Below are 21625 nucleotides of genomic sequence, written 5' to 3'. Positions count from 1 at the left end.
TTCCTGTCCCCGACCTTGCTCCGATGAAGCTTTGCGAAGGCGAACAGGGATGCCTTGGTCCTGGGTTTCCAACTCAGCCACTTCAACTATATTTGCACCCATGCAATTCCGATCCATCACCGGCCAAAAAGCAACCAAGGAACAATTGGTGCAGATGGTGCAGCACAACCGGCTGAGCCATGCCCTCTTATTCCTCGGTAAAGAAGGAAGCGGCACCCTGCAACTGGCATTGGCATTTGCACAATACATCGTATGTGAAAAAGTGAACGGCAGGCAACCTGCAGCAGAGCCTTCTTTATTTGGTGAACCTGATCCCGGATCCCGGATCCCGGATCCTGGATCCAACTCCGACTCGTGTGGCATCTGCCCCGCCTGCAAAAAAGCCAACGAAATTATCCATCCTGATATACATTTTTCTTACCCCGTCATTCCAAAAAGACCAGGAGACAAACCCATCAGCACCGATTTTATTAAAGAGTGGCGGGAATTTATGGCCAGCAGCCCCTACGGCAATGTGTACGACTGGCTGCAGTTCATCGGTGCCGAGAACAAGCAGGGTAATATCACGGCCCACGAATGCAACGACATCATCCGAAAACTCAACCTGAAAAGTTTTGAGAGCGAATACAAGATCCTCGTCATGTGGATGCCCGAATTCTTAGGCAAGGAAGGGAATAAATTATTAAAACTCATTGAAGAGCCGCCACCAAATACCCTGTTCATCCTGGTTGCCGAAAATGAGGACCTGATATTACCTACCATCTTATCCCGTACGCAACTGGTGAAAGTGCCATCGCTGAATAAACTGGAAGTGGAAGCGGCGCTGGAACTGAAGGAAGGCGTGAACGTGGAAAAAGCCCGGCAGGTGGCCGCCGTTACGGAAGGTAATTTCCGGGAGGCACTGCAGTTATTACAACATGCCGACGATGACTGGGAAGCCATGCTCCGGGAATGGCTGAATGCCGTGATAAAGACCGGGCCGGTTGCCCAGGTAAAATGGATCGACGATACCGCCAAACTGGGCCGGGAAAAACAAAAACAGTTCCTCAAATACTTTATTCACCTGCTGGAGCAGGCCATCCGGATACGGGCAATGGGCTCAACGGACCCCGAACAACGGTCAACCGATCACGATTTTGCCCTCCGGCTGAACAAGATCTGTTCCATTGAGCAGCAGGAAGCCATCATTACCGAATTAGACAAGGCCAGCTATTATATTGAGCGGAATGCCAACGCCAAAATGCTTTTTCACGCCCTTTCTATAAGGTTGTACCATATTATTAACAACAAATCGTTAATTTTGGTGAATTGAGGAGCAGAACAGGAGGCCAGGAATTACTGATTTGAGTTGATATTAGTGTATTATATATTTTGATACCAGCACTTTCAACAATATTCAGTCCCGCTAAGTACCGGGATTGCGTCGCATCTCTTCCCCGGCAAATCAACCGCTGATCAGGAGAGGTACAACACAGGTTCCGATTGCTATCGGAAGCGACGCCACCGGAGTACATCAGTAATTCTCCCCCGTTTTCCCCGATTTTTAATTCTTAATTTTTAATTCTTAATTGATCTCAATATGGGATGTGGAAGTTGCGGAACGTCAAAGAACGGAGCACCCTCGGGTTGCCAAAGTCATGGCAATTGTGCCACAGGCGGGTGCAACCGCATGAATGTGCATGACTGGCTGGCCAATTTACCTTTCAGCGACCCGGAAAGCGGATGCCGTATTGTGGAAGTGAGTTTTAATAATGGCAGCCGCAAGGATTTTTTCAGGAATACCACGTTGCAGCAATTTCACAAAGGAGATATGGTTGCCGTGGAAGGTGTGAATGGCTTTGATGTGGGCATGATAAACATTACCGGAGAACTGGTCCGCCTGCAACTGAAGAAGAACAAGGTTGACGAAAAAAGTCCCGAAATAAAAAAGGTCTTACGCAGGGCAAACGATACCGACATTTCCAAAATGATAGAATCAAAGGCCCGGGAAGCACAGGTGCTCATCCGGAGCCGTGCCATTGCCCGCCAGCTGAAACTGGAATTGAAAATGGCCGAAGTGGAGATACAAGCCGATGGCCGCAAAGCCACTTTCTTCTATATTGCCGATGACCGGGTGGACTTCAGGGAACTCATCAAATTATATGCAGCCGAGTTTAAAGTAAAAGTGGAGATGCGCCAGATCGGGGCCCGGCAGGAAGCAGGAAAAGTAGGTGGTATCGGCAGTTGCGGCCGGGAGCTTTGCTGCAGCAGCTGGCTTACCGATTTTAAGAGTGTGAACACCAATGCAGCCCGGTACCAAAACCTCAGTATCAATCAAAGCAAGTTAAGTGGCCAGTGCGGGAGACTGAAATGCTGTCTGAATTATGAGCTGGATACCTATATGGATGCACTCCGGTTCTTTCCGGAAGATGCCGACAATATTGAGATTGCCACCAGCCGTGCCTACCTGGTAAAGAAAGATATCTTCCGAAACCTGATGTGGTACAGCATGCCCGACAGCAACAAACAATACCCATTGACCATTGAACGGGTTAAGAAGATAAAAGAACTGAACCGGCAGGGAATAAGGCCCGAAAGCCTGGAACCGGTGGAAGTGGTGAGCAACAAACCAAAAGAAATTGAGCCGGTATATGCCGATGTGGTGGGCCAGATAAGTTTAAAAAGCCTGGAAAAGACAAGTCGTAAGAGAAGAGACCAGGAGAAAAAACAAACCCAGCCCCGTGGCCCGAGGCAGGATCGTGGAGGCCAGGGCCAGCAACAAAAATCCGGCGGTCAGCAAGGACGCCCCGGCGGCAACAGACCTCAACAGCCGGGTGGTGGTCAGCAAAACCGGAACCGCAATAACCCAAACAGGCCACAGGGACAAAACCGTAACCAGCCAAGACAGAATCAAAACCCCGGCAATAAACCCGGAGATAAAAAATAACGAAGCTTTAAAACAAACGTCGGGTTTTACATCCGGCGTTTTTTATTTTTGCTGAACAATCGTATACATGTCAATATCAGTAAATAATCTTACTAAAATTTACGGCGCTCAAAAAGCGGTGGATGGCATTTCTTTTAACGTAGAGAAAGGAGAGATCGTTGGTTTCCTGGGACCCAATGGTGCCGGCAAATCCACCACCATGAAGATATTAACCGGTTACCTGCAGGCTGATGAGGGCACAGCAGAAGTTTGTGGCCTCAACGTACATGATAACAGCAACGGAACAAAAAAGAAGATCGGTTATTTACCGGAAGCCAACCCGCTTTATTACGACATGTACGTAAGGGAGTACCTTGATTTTATCAGCAACGTACATGCGATAGCAAATAAAAAACAAAAGATCGAAGAAGTGATCGGCCAGGTGGGGCTGACTGCTGAGTCGGGTAAAAAGATCGGGCAGTTGAGCAAAGGCTATAAACAACGGGTTGGACTGGCCGCAGCATTGATACATGATCCCGAAGTGCTGATACTGGATGAGCCGACCACCGGTCTTGACCCAAACCAGATCGTGGAAATAAGGGAAGTGATAAAAACCCTGGGCAAAGAAAAAACCGTTCTGTTCTCTTCACATATTCTCCAGGAGGTACAGGCCATCTGCGACCGGGTTATCATCATCAATAAAGGGACCATTGTAGCGGATGATACACTGAGCAACCTGATGGGCAGAAAACATTTCAATAAATTAAGGTTGGAAATAAAAGAAGTTGTGAAGGAAGAGGTCTTTGAAGGAATACAGAACATCAGCCAGCTGAATGCCAATACATGGTTATTTAACACAGAGGATGCCGACGCCTTAAAAAGAAGGCTGATAGAGATCACCCTGAATAAAAATCTCAATATTGTTTCTTTACAAAGCGAATCTGTTGGAAGTTTAGAAGATATTTTCAGAACTTTGACCACCAATTAACCAATTAACCAATTAACCAATTAACCAATTAACGAATCATGAGCTACATCGCCTCCATCCATGCCCGCCAGATCTTAGACAGCCGTGGTAATCCAACCGTAGAAGTGGATATTTTAACTGAGAACGAGCACCTGGGCCGTGCCGCCGTACCCAGTGGCGCCAGCACCGGCATTCATGAAGCTGTTGAGTTAAGAGATGGCAATAAAAAACTGTATGGAGGCAAGGGGGTGTTGAAAGCGGTAAAAAACGTCAATACCATTCTTGCAGATAATTTACTGGGCTGGGATGTGGCCGATCAGACCGGTATTGATGCCCTGATGCTTGCCCTGGATGGAACGCCTAATAAAGGAAAGCTGGGAGCCAATGCGATACTGGCTGTAAGCATGGCGGTTGCCAAAGCTGCAGCATTGGAAGCTAATCTTCCGTTGTACCGTTACATAGGCGGAACCAATGCCAGGATCATGCCTATCCCGATGATGAACATTTTAAATGGTGGTGCGCATGCAGATAATAAAATAGACTTCCAGGAATTCATGATCATGCCGGTGGGTGCTTCCACGTTCAGTGAAGGGCTTCAATGGGGTGTGGAGATCTTTCATACCCTGAAGTCGGTATTAAAGAAAAAAGGATACAGCACCAATGTAGGGGATGAAGGAGGGTTTGCCCCCAACATCCAAAGCAATGAAGAAGCCATTGAAACGGTGCTGACTGCCATCCAGGCCGCAGGATATAAAACCGGTTCGCAGATAAAAATTGCCATGGATGCAGCCAATAGTGAATTGTGGAATGCCAAAGAGAAGAAATATATTTTCCATAAAAGCGACGGAAAGAAAATGACCAGTGAGCAACTGGTAAAATACTGGGAGAACTGGGTAAAGCAATATCCCATCTGCTCCATTGAAGATGGCATGGCCGAAGACGACTGGAAGGGATGGAAAATGCTTACGGAGGCAGTTGGAAGCAAATGCCAGCTCGTAGGGGATGATCTGTTCGTGACCAATGTTGACCGCCTTGAAAGAGGTATCAAAGAATCCATCGGGAACGGGTTATTGGTTAAGGTAAACCAGATAGGAACCATCACCGAAACGATCAATGCGGTTAGTATGGCGCAGAACAATGGGTATAATACCATCATGAGTCACCGCAGCGGTGAAACAGAAGATACCACCATTGCCGACCTGGCTGTTGCCCTCAACTGCGGACAGATAAAAACAGGTTCAGCGTCAAGAACCGACCGCATGGCTAAATACAACCAGCTTATTCGTGTGGAAGAAATACTGGGCGAAAGCGGTATTTATCCAAAAGGAAAGATTAAATTTGGAAGCCCATCCTAAATCCTTCCCAAAGGAAAGGACTTTGAAACAGTTTGACAATGCAAGAGCTTTCAGAAAATACATACGCTGCTAAGCCCCTCCTTCGGAGGGGTCTGGGGAGGCTCCCCTCCTGGTTAAAGAACAAGTACCTGCTTGCCGGGGTTTTTTTTGTGATCTGGATGCTGTTCTTTGATCCAAAGGACATTCCATCCGGTTTTGAGCGAAAACAAAAATTGAATGAACTTCAAAATAGCGAGCAACACCTTGACGAATTGATAACAGATGCCCAAAAAGAACTTGACCAGTTAAAGAATAATGCCCAAAGTATTGAAAAATACGCCCGGGAGAAATATATGATGAAAAAAGATAATGAAGACCTTTTTATCGTAAACACCCCTTCGAAAGTCAAATAATTCTGTCCCCAAGGCAATAATGTTCCAAATCAGCCGTTTATGTAAGCGGATATGGATATTTAATTTTTAACACAAGCAACTTAACTTGTCTATGCACAACTTTACCCCGGAAGATTTGTTACTCTATTTGTATAATGAAACTTCCCCAGCAAAATCAGCCGAAATAAAGGCTGCTTTAAACACGGATTGGAGTCTGCGTGAAAAATTTGAAGTGATAAGTTCAGCCCAACAAAAGCTGGAAACACTAAAAATGTCACCAAGCCAGCAAACCCTTGATTCAATAATGAATTATGCTGAAAAAGCAGTGGCCGAACTTTCACCACAGGTATGATCCGCTAACGCTTTTAATGTAATTTTATCCGCCAGCCGGCGGATTTTTTTATGACCAAAAAAGAGCGTTACCGTTTTTTAATTGACTATTTCCTGCAACATGCCCCCGATGCAGAAACAGAACTGATCTATGATGACCCATTCCAGTTGCTGGTAGCCGTTATCCTTTCTGCACAGTGTACCGATAAAAGGGTTAACCTCACCACACCGTATATTTTTGAAAAATACCCGGATGCCGCCTCCTTGAGCAAGGCAGACTTTGAAGATGTTTTTCCCCTCATCAAAAGTATTTCTTACCCCAACAACAAAACAAAACACCTGATCGGCATGGCTAAAATGCTGATGGAAAAATTCAATGGGAAGGTACCCATGACCGTTGAGGAACTGGTACAACTACCCGGGGTTGGGCGCAAAACAGCCAATGTCATCACTTCGGTGGCGGACAAACAGCCGAATATGGCAGTAGACACACATGTATTCCGGGTGAGCGCCAGGTTAGGCCTTACTACCAATGCCAAAACCCCGCTGGCAGCCGAAAAACAACTTGTGGAAAATATCCCTTCAGCATATGTACACCTTGCACATCACTGGCTTATTTTGCATGGAAGATATGTTTGCACGGCAAGGAACCCCTCGTGCAGCAAATGCGGCCTGGCGGGTATCTGTAAATATGTGAACAAAAAAAATAAAAGTTGAACCATATTTGAGGAATAATCGTTTTATTTGCAACATATACTTATCCTTTTGAAACCCCCAGCCAAGAAATAAAATAAAGGATAACTTACACATGAAAAAAATTACAGCTTTTGTAAGCACCCTTATATTGCTTACAGCCCCCGTACAGAAAGCTTCGGCACAGTACTATTTCTACGATGACAAGTATTACGACAGCCCGGTCATGTATGAACTGGGTGGTTCGATCGGGGCCATGAACTGCCTCACTGATCTCGGTGGCCGTAAAGGAATAGGTAAGAAATTTGTAAAAGATCTGAACCTGGGTAAAACCAATTTCTCCGGAAGCATTTTCCTGAGCGCTACCTATAAAGATGCCATTGCTGTGAGGCTTGAAGCCACTTTCGGACAGGTAAAGGCAGATGATGCCGTTTTAAAGAAAGTAAAAGCCACCACCTTCGGCCGCTATGAAAGGAACCTGAGTTTCCGCAGCAACATCACCGAATTTATGCTGGCAGCCGAAATCCACCCTTTATTCCTGATCTACAAATATGATGAAGACAAGGCGCCACCCAGGACCTCTCCTTATTTGCTTGGCGGGGTGGGATTCTTTTCCTTCAAACCCCAGGCACAGTCAAATGGAAGATGGGTCGACCTTCAGCCCCTGAGCACAGAAGGACAGGGTTTTGCAGAATATCCGAACAGGAAGGTCTATAAATTGCAGCAAATGAACTTCCCGCTTGGACTGGGTGTTAGATACGAGCTTAATTCCACCCTCAACCTGAGAGCTGAATTTGTTTACCGCATTTTATCTACCGATTACCTGGATGATGCAAGTACCACGTATATTGACCCGACCTTGTATCCAAACTATTTTACCGGCGCTAAACTTACCAATGCATTTTTGCTGAACGACCGTCAGTATGAACTGGATCCCACACATATCACCAATCCCGGTGACCAGCGTGGCAACCCGGGTAATAATGACTCTTACTTCAGCTTCAGTGTGAAGGTTTCCTACAGCTTTGGCAGGCAAAAAGTAAAGTATTGAGAATTCCCCGGCAGGCGGACTTTTCGGAAAATTACCGGAGCAATAATATACTACCCTGCTTTTGAACAGGTTTTTGTGTACTGGACTTTATGTACGAAACAGACCACACATAATTTCCCATATTCTGCAGATCGTTTTTTCTTTTTCCATCCCAGCCTTTCAATGGGTCCCTGCTGAAGAATATTATTTCTCCATAGCTGTTATAGACCGTCATGCTGTAATTCTCCATGTCACACGCATGCAATGGCCTGAAGTTATCATTCAGCCCGTCGCCATTGGGCGTAAAGGCATTGGGCAATAATAAAGCACAGGGACAGGGGTCAAAAACAATGTTCATTTCTGCCGTATCCCTTCCACAGCCATTTTCTGCCACGATCCTGTATAAGCCGGTCCTGGTTGCAGTAAAATACCTTGACTTGCTTCCATCCTGCCAGGTATAATCGGTGGTATTTACAGCCGGTGTAATAATAAAGGTCTCCCCCCGGCATAGAACTGTATCTGCCGGTAATGAAAGCTTCAATGAATCATTGTATACCACCGTTAAACTGTCTTTAAAAATACAATGCCCCACCCGGGCCGTTACCGTATAAAAGCCGGGATTATAAATGTAATACGTGGATTGGTTGGTATTATTCTGGTCTCCCCGCTGTGGTGGAAATGCTTCCCATTTGTATATGCCGGTTCCAAAATCAGCATCAAGCACAAGGGAATTTCCCTGGCACAGGGCTGTATCATTAAAATTCAATTGTTTATTGCCCCGGTACCGGACGATCATTGTATCAACCACTTCGCATGTTTTTGCAACTGTTACAAATGCCCAATACCTTCCCTGGCCGGTTATTCTGATGGTTGAATCAAGGTCAATATTATAATTCACCGCATCATTTACATCCAGTCCCTTGCTGCTCCATATGTAAGAAGTGGCTCCCTGTACATGTGCCGTCAGCATAAAAATTTCTTTAGGGCACAGTAACGTATCAGGCCCCAGGTCAAAGGCGGGTGCAGCAAAATTGCTGAAAGAAATATTCACTGTATCGCTGTAAATTCCACAGCCAGCCACATCGATCCGGGCGATATACTGACCACCGGGTGCTGTTACCGGTAACTGCGATTGAGCGGAACCTATCAAGGTACCGTTAAGGAACCATTGGTAGGTTGCATTTTCGCTGGACGCATCCAGTGTAAGTACCTCCCCCTGGCACATCAGATGATCCCGGCCCAGGTCAAGATCGGGCTCTCGTGTAAAATAAATGCCAATGGTATCCGTAACAGCACAACCGTTTATTTTCACGGTATATGTTCCTGTTTCTTTTACTGCAAGGAGGGGGCCAAGGGTTGTCGTATCATCATTCCATTCATACAAGGCTCCGGGTACAACAGGCGCATTCAGTATATAGGTACCTGTATCTCCACATAAATAGACATCGGGTCCAAAATTATGGGTAACGGGCAAAACAAAAACAATCGTATCGCTCAAATTAATGATCCCTGCACCGGGGTCATCTACAAACAAGGTAATGATATAAGAACCGGGTGTTGTGTAAATATGTGTTGGTTGCTGAATTCCATTGGCCGTATTCAAAGGTCCGCTGGCAGGGTCCCCGAAATTCCAGCGTACCTGGTCCGGGAACTGGGCTGTTTCAAAAACATTTGAATTAAAGATCACCGGCGAACCCACACAGGTGGAACTGTGAGAAACAGTATAGGCTGTTTGTGCAGCCGCCCTTTCAGCAGTTACAGAAAGTAAAATAAAACTCAGTATTTGAATAAAACATTTCATCTGGTTCTTGGGTTTGATCTTTGAGAACTTCCGTCAATCTAAAAATTTACTTACCCCCTTACTTTAAGCATGGGCCTCACCTGCTGCAGGGAACCATTTTGCAATCTTGCATAATAAACCCCGCTTGCCAGTGCACCGCTGTTGAACGTAACCGAATAAGTACCTTCTGCATAAACCTTATCCGTCAGGGTGGCGATCCTTCTTCCCGTAGCATCAAAAACCTGTAAAAGGTTGTGCCCCCCTTTTGTTTTGAATGTAATGGTGGTAGAAGAAACAAAGGGGTTCGGATAATTAATGATCAGGTTATCACCGAGGTTATTCAGTTCCTGCATATCCATATTACATGCAGTGGATTTTATCACCGGCAGGTATTGATAATTTTTCAGCAATACACTGTCAACATCCTGTGCCGGCAGGCAAAACCAGTCTCTTAATATGGTTGAATAAACCGAACGGAAATCATATTGCATGGGAACATTGTCAATGGCTTCACTGCTGGCCGGGATGGCCGGGTTTTTACCGAGTATCCCCTGCTTCACCGCATCGCCAAATAAAAAAACCGGTTGGGCCGCCCCGTGGTCGGTACCCAGGCTTCCGTTCGACTGCATGCGCCTTCCGAATTCCGAGAAGGTCATTCCTAAAACCCTTTGGGAAACACCTAAAAATTTAAGGTCCTGTGTAAAAGCAGTAATGGCTTCTGAGACCTGCTTTAATAAACCACTGTGATTGCCGGTAAGGGGGTTGCCGCCATTCACCTGTCCTGCATGTGTATCAAAACCACCCATGCCCACCATGTATATCTTTGTTTTCAATCCGCCCGCTACCAGTTTCGCCACCCCTTTTAATTGTGCAGCCAGGTAATTGTCTGCAGGATAAGGCGATTGCTGTGTAACTTTTGCTGCAGCCGCTTTTATCACCTCTGCATATTTATTGGTTTGTTTTGCGATGGTTCGTAAATACGTCAGCTCCACCCCGCTTGGTGTGTTGGGCGCCGGGTCCTGGATGGCATCGATCAGGTTGTAAAAGTTAAGGCTCTCATCAATGGCCAATGCATCAAAACCGGTAGGACTTAAAAACACCGGTGATAAAACAGAACCAATTTGCAGTGCCAGCGGATCGGGCATGGTATCATTGGGAAAACCAACAGGATAGTTGGGATACTGATGATTTAAATACCTGCCTGCCCAACCGGTTGACAAATACTGTTCAGCGTCTGAACCGGTTAACCAGATATCCATTGACCGGAAGTGAGAACCATTGGGGGATGGATAACCTACTGCCTGGATGGCACAGAGTTTTTCTTCATTATACATCTGCTGCATACCAGCCAAAGACGGATGCAACCCGGATTTAAGATTATTGTTCAGGGGCAATACCCTGTTTTCCGGAATGGCAATGTTTGACCGTATGCGGTTGTAATCACTGTAAAATTCCAATGGAATAATGGTATTCAACCCGTCATTGCCGCCGGCCAGTTGAATAAGCACCAGCACATGGTCATTATCTGCACCGGAAAGCGATTGTAAAAAGGCTGAGTTACCGAAGGCTTTTACAGATAACCCGCCCATGATAGAAGGCAGCACCGCTCCCTGTATGGTTTGTTTAAAAAATGATCGCCTTTGCATAGGATGGTATTAATGGTTTAACACAAATGATATTCCGGGAGGTTCATAATGTATTTGTAGAGCGCCTGCAACCTGGCGGATACAATGGCCTTTGTGATCATATCCGAAGGATTTGCTTTATAGGCATCCCAGGCATTTGTCCAGTAATAATCCTGCACCTGGCCACTCAGTAAAATGGAACGCTTGATAAATTCTTTTGCACTTTCGGATAAAGGATAACGCAACAGTATTTCCAGGGAGTCATTTATCAGCAGGTTGGGATTACCCGGGTTGGCAAACTGGTCTGCAAATGCGATCGGATCGACCTGGATGGTCTGATTGGTATGGGTGATCCCATCTGCGATCATCCGGTCGGTAAAAACGGCACGCCTCGTATAGGTAGCTGTATTCACCCACAGTTCGTGAAAAGCCGGCTCCTGGTAATAGGCATACCAGCCGGCCACTTCGGGTATAGCACCTAATTCCTGTTGCATTTCTCCCGCCTCATAACGGATGCTTTCCCAAACCGCATACGTGGCTGCACTATCGCTACCGGCTGGCATCACGACCTTAAACTCGTTGCACAGGCCGATCACAAAATCCAGCGGGCTCTTAATGATACAGGCGGATGAATACCCCATATCATAAAAGTGTTTGCTTTTGAAAAGCGTTGCCAGCACCGGTTGAATATCAAAGTTGTTATTCCGGAATACCTGGGCCAGGGGAGTGATGATCGTTTGTTCAATATCATTATCAATTTTATAGTAGATAAAATGCCTGTAGATCTTCCGGCAGATGTGTTTGGATATTTCTTCCTGCGAAAAGATCATATCCAGCAATGCATCCACTTCCGAAGCGCCGGCAGGCCCATTATACCCGGTGATCACCCGGTTGCCGTAAAAAGAAGAGAATTCCTTATTGGTTGCATCATGTTTTCCTGCATCAAAAAAATAAGTGAAGGTGACCGGGTGAACCGTATGTCCTGTAAGCACCAGCGCTGCTGCTTTCACATCATCTTCTGAATATGCAGAACCAGGGCCTTTGCCGGCTGTATAAAGTTCCTGCAACTCCCTTCCATAATTTTCATTGGGCGATCCTTTGACATTGGATGCCCCGTTTAGAAAAAAAAGCATCGCCGGGTCAAGGGTAATTGCTTTTACCAGGTTTTTGAAATTCCCCAATGCATGTTGGCGAAGCGTTCGGTAATGGTCGTACCAGAATCTTGCTTTGATCACATCAGTACCTACCGAAGTATCTATGGCAAAATGATTGTGCCAGAATATCGCCATCTTTTCATGAATGGAACGGGATGGGTTCAATGCCTGGCCAAGCCACCAGGTCTTCAGGGAATCGATCCTTTTTTCATTGAGCTCTTTATCTGCCAGGGTGATCCCACTGTTGATCCAGGTTTGCCAGGGCGGTACCCCGCTGGGATCCGTATACCCGTTAACGCTGTAATTATTCAATGGATAGGTGGAAGGAGCGGCGGTGGGCTGCAGCAATTCATTAACCGCCTGCTGCATGGTTCTTCCTTTAAAATACTGCACATCCTGCAGCTTAGCACCAAATAAAGTTCTTTTCAGAAGATGAATGACCTGCGGGGCACCCCATACGCCTGCATATTCCTGCAATCCATCTACCGGGGGAGCCTGTAAATCATTTGAAACGGCTGATATACTTTTTTTGCTGAAGCCTTTACGCAGCGTTGGTGTTTCATTCATATAAGAGTACGGTTTAAGTAACTGTAAAAAATACAGAAGCCGGTTTATTGCTTTCTATAATGATCTGCCGGCATCAAGAGTAATCGGGTACGGGTGATCCAGCAAATTATCTGCCAATTGGTTTTTTATTCAGTAAAGAGGGTAGAAAATTTTCCATCTCTGAGCACCAGCGTTTTTATCCTGGTAGAATTACTTACCCGTATCGTAAAACTACCTTCAACGCTTCCGTTCTTTTTCTTTTCGATCCTGGTGATGGTTACTTTATTGATCGTATCGGCAGTATTATTTGAATAAGCAATGCCTGCAGAATCTGTATAGCTGGCAAGAATCGCTGTTTTAGTATACGTTCCTGCACTGTCCCCGGTAACCCGTATTATCAAACTGTTCCTTTGCAAAACACTGTCGGGCAACTTTCCTTCTATGGCTGTGGCAAAAATATTCCCTATACGTTCCTCCCTTGCAGATGTTACAGAAAGCTTTACTGGTACCGTATCTTCAGTAAAGTTCACGAAGTACGACATGGGATCATCGGGCATTACCGGCGTGAGGGAATCCTGTTTTTCACAGGAAGAAATGAAAGCAGCAAGTGCAAACAGACTGACCGGCACAAGATATTTTTTCATAGGCAATACAAATAGGTAAGCAGATCCTTTACTGCAATATCAATGCCATTTTCTCCAATAAAAAATCCCGGTCAATGACCGGGATCGAAAGAAGTTCAACGGGTGTATTTACAACAACCGTTTTATTTCATCCACCAACTCTCCTTTTGTGATGGGAATGCCCATGATTTTATTATACGGCTTTGCATCTACAAAATATACATCCCGGATGATCTTAACCAACTGGCCGTTATTGATTTCCGGAACAAGAACGGTATCAAAATTTTTCAGGATATCGCCGAGGTTTTTCGGGAAAGGCCTGATATAACGGAGGTGTACATGTGATACTGCATGCCCGGCTTTTTGCAATTCGGCACAGGCGCTTTTGATGGCGCCGTAGGTACTGCCCCATCCAAGCACCAGCACTTTTCCTTTTTCAGGGCCGCTGTCTAATTTTTGTTCAGGGATATGATCAGCGATCATATCAACCTTTGCCTGCCTGGTCTTCACCATGTGTTGGTGATTATCCGGATCATAGCTGATATTACCGGTCACATCCTGCTTTTCCAGTCCGCCTACCCGGTGCTCCAGTCCTGCTGTTCCGGGTATTGCCCATGGGCGGACCAATTTTTCATCTCTTTTATAAGGCTGGAATTTCCCATCCGCATCCATATTCCCGTTTTGCGAAGCATATTCTACTTTTATTTCCGGCAGGTCTGCCGCAGAAGGAAATTTCCAGGGCTCTGCACCATTGGCAATATATCCATCGCTTAAGAACATAACCGGCGTCATGTGCTGCACAGAGATCCGTACGGCTTCATACACGGCGTTGAAGCAATCACTGGGTGTTGATGCAGAGATCACCGGCATGGGGCATTCCCCATTCCTGCCATAATATGCCTGCATCAGGTCGCTCTGTTCTGTTTTGGTCGGCAAACCGGTTGACGGGCCTCCACGCTGGATGTTGACTACAACCAACGGGATCTCCAGCATCACCGCCAAACCCAATGCCTCCCCTTTCAATGCTATACCGGGACCGCTGCTGGTTGTCACCCCAAGGCTTCCGCCATAACTGGCACCAATGGCCGATGTGATGGCCGCGATCTCGTCTTCTGCCTGGAATGTTTTTACAGCAAAATTCTTATACCGGCTGAGCTCATGAAGGATATCGCTTGCCGGCGTGATCGGGTAGCTTCCCAGGAATAACTGCAGCCCGCTTTTTTGCGAAGCCGCGATCAATCCATAAGCCACAGCCTGGTTACCCATGATGGAACGGTAGGTACCGGGGTCCATCTTTGCCTTCTCTACTTTATACCGGGTGGTAAATGTTTCGGTGGTATCGCCGTAATTATACCCGGCCTGCAAAGCCTTTACATTACTTTCAAATATCTCCGGTTTTTTTCCGAATTTTTCTTTTATGAAACTGATGGTGCTGTCCATGTCCCGGTTATACATCCAGTACAAAAAGCCCAGTACAAACATATTCTTGGCCCGGTCTTTTTCCTTAACCCCCATGGTGATATCTTTCAATGCCTCCCGGGTCATCTTGGTAACGTCCATCCGTATCACTTCATAATTTCCGAGGCTATCGTCTTCCAGGGGATTCACTCCTTCGGGATAACTGGCCAGCCTCAGGTTCTTTGCATCAAAACCATCTACATTGGCAATGATCTTTCCGCCGGGCTTCAATCCTTTCAGGTTCGTCTTTAAAGCCGCTGCATTCATAGCCACCAGCACATCACATGCATCACCGGGGGTAAACACACGGTCGGATGAAAAACGAAGCTGGTAACCGCTCACACCGGGCAGTGTCCCTATCGGGGCCCGTATCTCTGCCGGAAAATCCGGGAAGGTGGCCAGGTCAATGCCCAACATGGCTGTATTATTGGTGAACTGGCTTCCGGTAAGCTGCATACCATCGCCGCTGTCGCCTGCAAATTTTATCACTACATCGCTTAAAACTTCCTGTTTCATTGTTTTCTTTTATTGTAGGGCGAAGTTAACATTTTACCCTTTTGAAAATTCACGACTTTTATCATATTTTATGCTGATAAATACACAATCTGAAATTATTAAATTAGGTTTGTCCAAATTTTTTGAATGTACGACCTGCATGACTTTTTAATGCCCATAGACCTTCACCAGCTGAACGGGGACGGCGGTTACAACGACGGACAACTGGCAAAACACATCGATGCGTATGAAACAGGTATCCCGGATATCAGCAAAGCCGATATTGTGCTGGTGGGCGTGGGCGAAACAAGGGGCAGCGGGATCAATGAGGGCGACAGCAATGCGGCCAACCGGATACGCAGGCAGTTATACCACCTGCATTACTGGCATACCGATATCCAGATCGCCGACATCGGGAATATCAAGACCGGCGCTACCCTCAACGACAGCTATGCCGCCATTAAAACGGTATTGGCCGAATTATTACGCATGAAGAAAACGGTATTGCTGCTGGGCGGCTCCCACGACATTACCCTGGCCCAGTACTTTGCCTACAAAGAACTGCAGCAGGTGATTGAAGCCACCTGCATTGATGCAACCATCGACCTCAAAGGCGAAAGCCCCCTGCGGAGTGAGAACTTTTTACTGGAACTGCTTACCAGCGAACCCAACCTGGTAAAACATTATAATCATATCGGCTTTCAGAGTTACTATGTTCACCCACGCATGCTGGAAACCATGGACAAGCTGCGGTTCGACTGCCACCGGGTAGGCGTTGCAAAAGATAATATGGAAGAGATGGAGCCGGTTCTCCGGAACACCCACCTGCTTAGTTTCGACATCAGCGCCATAAAATACAGCGATTCGCCTGCCAGTCGCCAGAGCCCGAACGGGTTCTCCGGCGAAGAGGCCTGCACATTGGCCCGGTATGCCGGCATGAGTAACAGCCTGAGCAGTTTTGGTATTTACGGTTACCTGCCCCAGTTGGATATGCATGACCTGAGCGCCAAGCAGATCGCCCAGATGCTCTGGTACTTTATTGATGGCAAAAGCAGGAACAAGCACGAAGCCGCCATGGATGACCGCCACAGTTTCAACGAATTCCATACCCGGTTCACCGAAGTGGAGTCTGTTTTCTTACAAAGCAAGAAGACCGGCCGCTGGTGGATGCAGCTGCCCGATAAAAAATTCATTGCCTGCAGCTACAACGATTATTTACATGCCAGTCATAACGAGATACCGGAACGCTGGCTCCGGGCCCAGGAACGGAATTAAAAATCAAAAATGAAGAATTAAGAATGAAACTTCAACATTCGTTATTCCTTGTTCCTTGTTCGATATTCATACTGGCATCCTGCTCCGTATCCAAACAGGTCTCCAGGCAGGCCAATACCCTTTTATTAAAAGATACTGCCATCCGCACCGGCCATATCGGCATCAGCATTTTCGAACCGGAAACTGGTAAATATTGGTATAATCACAATGCGACAAAGAATTTCATCCCGGCCAGTAATACCAAATTGTTTACGCTGTACGCAGGGATGAAGTACCTGGGAGATAGTTTGGCGGGATTGAAGTATCAGATGAAAGGAGATTCAACTATAGTTGAGCCTTCGGGGGATCCTACTTTTTTACTCAGCGAATTTAGAAATCAGCCAGTATTAGATTTTTTAAAAACGCAAAAAAATATTTATCTATCGGAAGCTTTTTTATACAAAGATTTTTTAGGGAATGGATGGGCATGGAATGATTATAAAGAAAGTTACATGGCTCAAAGAAGCAGTTTTCCTGTTTACGGAAATATCGTTACTGTAAAATGGATTAACCAGGACAGTATACATGTTTATCCTACATTCTATCAGAAACAAATTACAGTGATGGAAAAATTGAAAACAGGCTTTGAACTAATTAAAGGATTCGAGGATAACCATTTTGTTTTTGTTAAAGGCAATCAGAAAAACAAAGATGTGCCAATAAGACCAACTTCTGCAGATATTCAGTCATTGCTGGAAGATACATTAAAAATCAAACTTGGCTTAGATTGGTGGATATATGATAAGCCTGGAAAATTAATAATCCACTCCCAACCCTCCGACTCACTCTTTAAACCCATGATGTACCGCAGTGATAATTTTTTTGCGGAACAAACCTTGTTGATGGCAAGCAACGAACGGCTTGGTTACATGAGTGATGAAGCCATCATTGATACCTTATTAAAGCTGGACTTAAAAGACGTTCCGCAAAAGCCCAGGTGGGTGGATGGCAGCGGGCTGAGCCGTTACAATTTATTTACCCCGCAATCCTTTGTTTATATCCTCCACAAAATGAGGAATGAATTTGGCTGGGACAGGGTGAAAAATATTTTACCCACCGGCGGCACCGGAACCTTGTCTTCATATTACAAAAAAGAAAGCGGTTTCATCTACGCAAAGACCGGTACACTCAGTAACAACTGCGCCTTAAGCGGTTATATGATCACCAAAAAAGGAAAGCTCCTCATCTTCTCTGTTTTAGCCAATAATTACAGTACCGGCGCCACCCCGGTACGGAAAGCCGTAGAGCAGTTTTTAGTAGGAATCCGGGAAAAATATTAATATTTTTACGGTTCAGGCAACAGATCCCCACCCCATCGTATCTACCTTTTACGACCGAAAAACTCTTTACCCTTCAACTAAAATGATTGTTATGAAAAGAATTTTTACCCTCCTGCTGCTGGTCATTTCAGCATTCAGTTTAAAGACCCAGGCACAAGGCACTGCATGCAATGCCGAATTTGCCGTTCAATACCTTAATGCAAATACCGTTAAGTTCAACCCGGCAATGGCGGTAGGCGCCCCAACCGTGGCCCATCACTGGAATTTTGGTGATGGTAGTCCGGTTGATAATACGATATCTCCCACGCACAGTTATGCAAACCCGGGTACCTATGCAGTTGTTCATACCGTTGTTTTATATAACCCCAATGGCGTTCCGCAGTGTACACAATCCTTTACAAAGAATGTGATCATAGCGCCTCCCTGCAACCTGCAGGCAAATTATACCTGGACCGCAACGGCAACCAATCCTTTACGGATAGAGTTCCATAACACAAGCGCCCCGGTATTACCTTCTGATTCGGTACGCTGGACATTTGGGGACGGCAGTTCCGTAAATGGGATCATGGGCAATCCCGCAGCAGCCAACCCCGTTCATATTTACGCACAGCCGGGCACCTATACCGTTTGCCTGCGGGTAAAGCGGATCGTGAACTCCACCCCCAATCCATGTGTGAGTGAGATCTGCAAGACCATTGTGGTAACATCGCCCTGTAACCTGCAGGCCAATTTCAACTGGAATGTTACACCAACCAATCCGTTACGATTCGAGTTCCATAACACAACCACCCCGGTATCACCCACTGATTCTGTACGCTGGACATTTGGCGACGGATCTTCCGTGAATGGTATCCAGGGCGATCCAACAGTAGCCAACCCGGTTCATACGTATAATCAACCCGGCGTTTACACCGTTTGCCTGCGGGTGAAAAGAAATAATACCACAGGAACTACTCCTTGTGTAAGCGAGATCTGCAAGACCATTGTGGTAACCACCGGTTGTAACCTGCAGGCTTATTTCGTTTCACAACCCGATCCGTTACATCCGTTGCGCATCAAGTTCACCAACATGAGCGTACCCATCCATCCATCCGATTCGGTAAGGTGGACATTTGGCGATGGCACTTCCATAAGCGGATTGCAAAGCGACCCGAATGTGGCAAATCCAACACATATTTATGCACAGGCAGGAACATATACGGTTTGTATCCGGGTGAAGAAAAACCTGAACACAACACCAAACCCCTGTGTAGCTGAATTCTGCAAACAGGTAGTGGTACATCCCCCGCTTTGTAACCTGCAGGCTTATTTCAGTTCACAACCCGATCCCAATCATCCGTTACGCATCAAGTTCACCAACCTGACCAATCCCATTCTGCCATCCGATTCAGTAAGGTGGACATTTGGTGACGGCACTTCCGTTAGCGGATTGCAGAGCGACCCCAATGTAGCCAACCCGACTCATAACTATGCACAGGCCGGTAACTATACCGTTTGCATACGGGTAAAAAGAAATGTCAACACAACTCCTGCTTCCTGTGTGGCTGAGTTCTGTAAACAGGTAGTGGTAAATCCCCCGCCATGCAATGTACCCGTTAATTTCAGCTGGCAACCGGATCAAACCAATCCGCGGAAGGTTTATTTCACTAATCTTACCGTTTCACCTACGGCTGCAGCCACTGCTGTGTGGACATTCGGTGATGGCACATCGGCCACCACATGGAATGCAGTTCATGAATATGCACAACCGGGCCGCTACCGTGTTTGCCTCAAGATAACATTCGGACCAAACTGTGTAAAGGAAAAATGCGACAGCATACTTATTCCCAATCCACCGCCGCCATGCAACAACCAGAGCAATTTTAATTTTGTACGGTCAACTGCCAACAGCCAGACCTTCACATTCATACCCGCTTATCAAAACAGTTCTGCGCAATACACCTGGACATTTGGTGACGGAACCGGCAGTCAAAGCATGATCGCTACCCACCAGTATGCGCAGCCCGGCACATACACTGCCTGCCTGACTGTATGGCGTGGACCAAACTGTGCATCCACCACCTGTAAAACGATCCAGGTAACACAGCAGATCAACTGCGACAGTGTGCATGTGACTTATAATTACCAGCCCGATCCGCAGATACCGAACAAGATACATTTCTACGCCAATTCAAACTACCCGATCCTTGATCAAACCTGGACCATCAGGCGGTTGAACAGCCCTGCCGGCACACCAAATGTGGTACTGCACCAGAATAACCCCACTTACCTGTTCCAGGATACCGGTTATTATAATGTATGCTTACGGGCGGTTACACTGGGCGGTTGTGTGAAAGAGTTCTGCAGGATAATCCATATTACCCAGGTGTCCAACGCCTGCCTGCTACAGGCATTCCCGAACCCGGCATCCTCCGTAGTGAATGTGAATGTGACCTTATCGCAACCGGAAATGATCCATGCGTACATGTACAACAGCCAGAACGTGCTGGTGAGGGAAAAACATCAGCAGGGGGTTTCGGGACTTAACCTGGTGACTTTTACTGTTAACAACCTGCCAGCCGGCTTATACACCATCAAACTGATTTATGGAAACCATGTCTGTTATGCAAGGTTTCAAAAATTGTAATACCTGGGGTTATTAAAAGCAAAAGCCTGTAACAGAGATGTTGCAGGCTTTTTTTGATCAGGAGATCAGCCGGCAACCCGCCGGTATCGCTGCGGAATATGATCCCGGCTGATCATATCCATTTTATCAACACCTGTTAGTATCCTGAAAACAGTAAAAAAGATAAGGATATATTTGTTGTAAATGTAACCGCTGATGCACGGCCTGTACTTGTTTTTTTCTCTGACAACCACAGCACTCGGAGTAAGCAACCTGGAAAAAGCTCCCGTTGGAGCAGACCCGAAGGCCTTTACTCCATCTGAAAAAACAATTACGCATAAACTCGGGGACAGGATCATTTCAATTAAAGTGGCACAGTATGGTGAATTCATAAATACCTGCTGCATCAATTTACATGACGATGAAATGACTGCCGTGAAAGCGGCACGGGCCGTTTTGGAAGAAAGGGGCGGGTTACTGATAAAGATCGAGAACAATGCCCAGCGAAACATCAGTTTCCCGTTCAAAGGGGTGGTATATACCTTCGACCCCAACCGGATATTTTCCCGTTCCGGCATTATGCTTACCCTGAAAGCGAAGGGAAAGATAAATCCGCTTGCAGTGACCGAAGTGGAAAAATTTGCCGCACAACTCCTGCAACTGATACCAGACAGTATCTCCTGCCTGATCGCACTCCACAATAATACCGATGGTGATTTTTCTGTTAAGACCTACCTCCCGGGAGGCAAGAGACAAACTGATGCCAGCCTGGTATATGCAGACGAATGGCAGGACATAGATGACATTGCACTGACAACAGACCAGATCATCTATAATAAAATGGCTGCCCTGGGTTATAACAGCATTTTACAGGATAATGTGAACGTTTTTAAAGATGGTTCGCTCAGTGTGCATTATGGCGAAAAAAACAGGCGGTATATCAATATTGAGACGCAGCACGGAAAAACAATACAATACAGGGAAATGTTGAAAAAACTGATGTATATCCTGGACGAAGAGAAAAGATCCTTAGCCAGCATGGTTGTTATTGATACGGATTAAAGAAGAGCTCCGGTAAGCCTGTTTGATCTTCA

The 21625-nt window shown here is 46.2% G+C and carries 17 protein-coding genes; 12 read left to right on the top strand and 5 right to left on the bottom strand.

All coding sequences use genetic code 11. The annotated features are described in order from the left end of the window. Positions 1 to 100 precede the first annotated feature (100 nt). The 8 genes from IPJ02_10750 to IPJ02_10715 all read left to right on the top strand — a co-directional run bounded on the left by IPJ02_10750 (position 101) and on the right by IPJ02_10715 (position 7672). Positions 101 to 1312, top strand: a complete 1212-nt coding sequence (locus tag IPJ02_10750; GenBank protein MBK7376012.1) for a hypothetical protein — start codon at positions 101 to 103, stop codon at positions 1310 to 1312. A gap of 267 nt (positions 1313 to 1579) precedes the next feature. Beyond that, entirely contained in the window at positions 1580 to 2926 is a 1347-nt protein-coding gene (locus IPJ02_10745; protein ID MBK7376011.1) for a hypothetical protein, read from the top strand. 67 nt (positions 2927 to 2993) lie between these two features. After that, complete coding sequence (gldA, locus tag IPJ02_10740; GenBank protein ID MBK7376010.1) at positions 2994 to 3893, top strand: gliding motility-associated ABC transporter ATP-binding subunit GldA; 900 nt, start codon at positions 2994 to 2996, stop codon at positions 3891 to 3893. A 38-nt stretch (positions 3894 to 3931) separates the two neighbouring features. Continuing rightward, the gene (gene eno / locus IPJ02_10735; protein MBK7376009.1) at positions 3932 to 5227 is read left to right on the top strand and encodes a phosphopyruvate hydratase; all 1296 of its coding nucleotides are present in this window, start codon (positions 3932 to 3934) and stop codon (positions 5225 to 5227) included. Positions 5228 to 5265: 38 nt separating this feature from the next. Further along, entirely contained in the window at positions 5266 to 5619 is a 354-nt protein-coding gene (locus tag IPJ02_10730) for a septum formation initiator family protein (protein MBK7376008.1), read from the top strand. A 91-nt stretch (positions 5620 to 5710) separates the two neighbouring features. Next, positions 5711 to 5950, top strand: a complete 240-nt coding sequence (locus tag IPJ02_10725; GenBank protein ID MBK7376007.1) for a hypothetical protein — start codon at positions 5711 to 5713, stop codon at positions 5948 to 5950. A gap of 50 nt (positions 5951 to 6000) precedes the next feature. Then, entirely contained in the window at positions 6001 to 6645 is a 645-nt protein-coding gene (gene nth, locus IPJ02_10720; GenBank protein ID MBK7376006.1) for an endonuclease III, read from the top strand. A gap of 91 nt (positions 6646 to 6736) precedes the next feature. Beyond that, complete coding sequence (locus IPJ02_10715) at positions 6737 to 7672, top strand: hypothetical protein (GenBank protein ID MBK7376005.1); 936 nt, start codon at positions 6737 to 6739, stop codon at positions 7670 to 7672. A gap of 31 nt (positions 7673 to 7703) precedes the next feature. On the opposite strand, the gene IPJ02_10710 is transcribed toward IPJ02_10715, so the two are convergent. From IPJ02_10710 to IPJ02_10690, 5 genes are all read right to left on the bottom strand, one after another. Further along, positions 7704 to 9452, bottom strand: a complete 1749-nt coding sequence (locus IPJ02_10710) for a gliding motility-associated C-terminal domain-containing protein (protein ID MBK7376004.1) — start codon at positions 9450 to 9452, stop codon at positions 7704 to 7706. 50 nt (positions 9453 to 9502) lie between these two features. Continuing rightward, the gene (locus tag IPJ02_10705; protein ID MBK7376003.1) at positions 9503 to 11077 is read right to left on the bottom strand and encodes a DUF1501 domain-containing protein; all 1575 of its coding nucleotides are present in this window, start codon (positions 11075 to 11077) and stop codon (positions 9503 to 9505) included. A 17-nt stretch (positions 11078 to 11094) separates the two neighbouring features. Further along, positions 11095 to 12777 carry a DUF1800 domain-containing protein gene (locus IPJ02_10700; protein MBK7376002.1) on the bottom strand — a complete coding sequence of 561 codons (1683 nt, stop codon included), beginning with the start codon at positions 12775 to 12777 and terminating at the stop codon, positions 11095 to 11097. Between the two features lie 125 nt (positions 12778 to 12902). Then, a complete protein-coding gene (locus IPJ02_10695; protein ID MBK7376001.1) occupies positions 12903 to 13400 on the bottom strand; it encodes a hypothetical protein in 498 nt (165 codons plus the stop codon). Positions 13401 to 13508: 108 nt separating this feature from the next. After that, a complete protein-coding gene (locus tag IPJ02_10690) occupies positions 13509 to 15353 on the bottom strand; it encodes a 2-oxoacid:acceptor oxidoreductase subunit alpha (GenBank protein ID MBK7376000.1) in 1845 nt (614 codons plus the stop codon). Between the two features lie 126 nt (positions 15354 to 15479). Here IPJ02_10690 and IPJ02_10685 point away from each other — a divergent pair, with 126 nt between their 5' ends. From IPJ02_10685 to IPJ02_10670, 4 genes are all read left to right on the top strand, one after another. Then, a complete protein-coding gene (locus IPJ02_10685) occupies positions 15480 to 16607 on the top strand; it encodes a formimidoylglutamase (protein MBK7375999.1) in 1128 nt (375 codons plus the stop codon). A gap of 23 nt (positions 16608 to 16630) precedes the next feature. Further along, on the top strand, positions 16631 to 17926 hold the full coding sequence (locus IPJ02_10680) for a D-alanyl-D-alanine carboxypeptidase (protein ID MBK7375998.1): 1296 nt from the start codon (positions 16631 to 16633) through the stop codon (positions 17924 to 17926). Positions 17927 to 18017: 91 nt separating this feature from the next. Beyond that, on the top strand, positions 18018 to 20552 hold the full coding sequence (locus IPJ02_10675) for a PKD domain-containing protein (protein MBK7375997.1): 2535 nt from the start codon (positions 18018 to 18020) through the stop codon (positions 20550 to 20552). 195 nt (positions 20553 to 20747) lie between these two features. Continuing rightward, positions 20748 to 21593, top strand: coding sequence for a hypothetical protein (locus IPJ02_10670; GenBank protein ID MBK7375996.1), 846 nt, complete (start codon positions 20748 to 20750; stop codon positions 21591 to 21593). Positions 21594 to 21625: the final 32 nt, after the last annotated feature.

This window comes from Chitinophagaceae bacterium, assembly GCA_016710165.1.
Lineage (GTDB): Bacteria > Bacteroidota > Bacteroidia > Chitinophagales > Chitinophagaceae > Ferruginibacter.
Note: the sequence above shows the minus strand (reverse complement) of the source record. Positions and strands in the feature narration are given on the sequence as shown.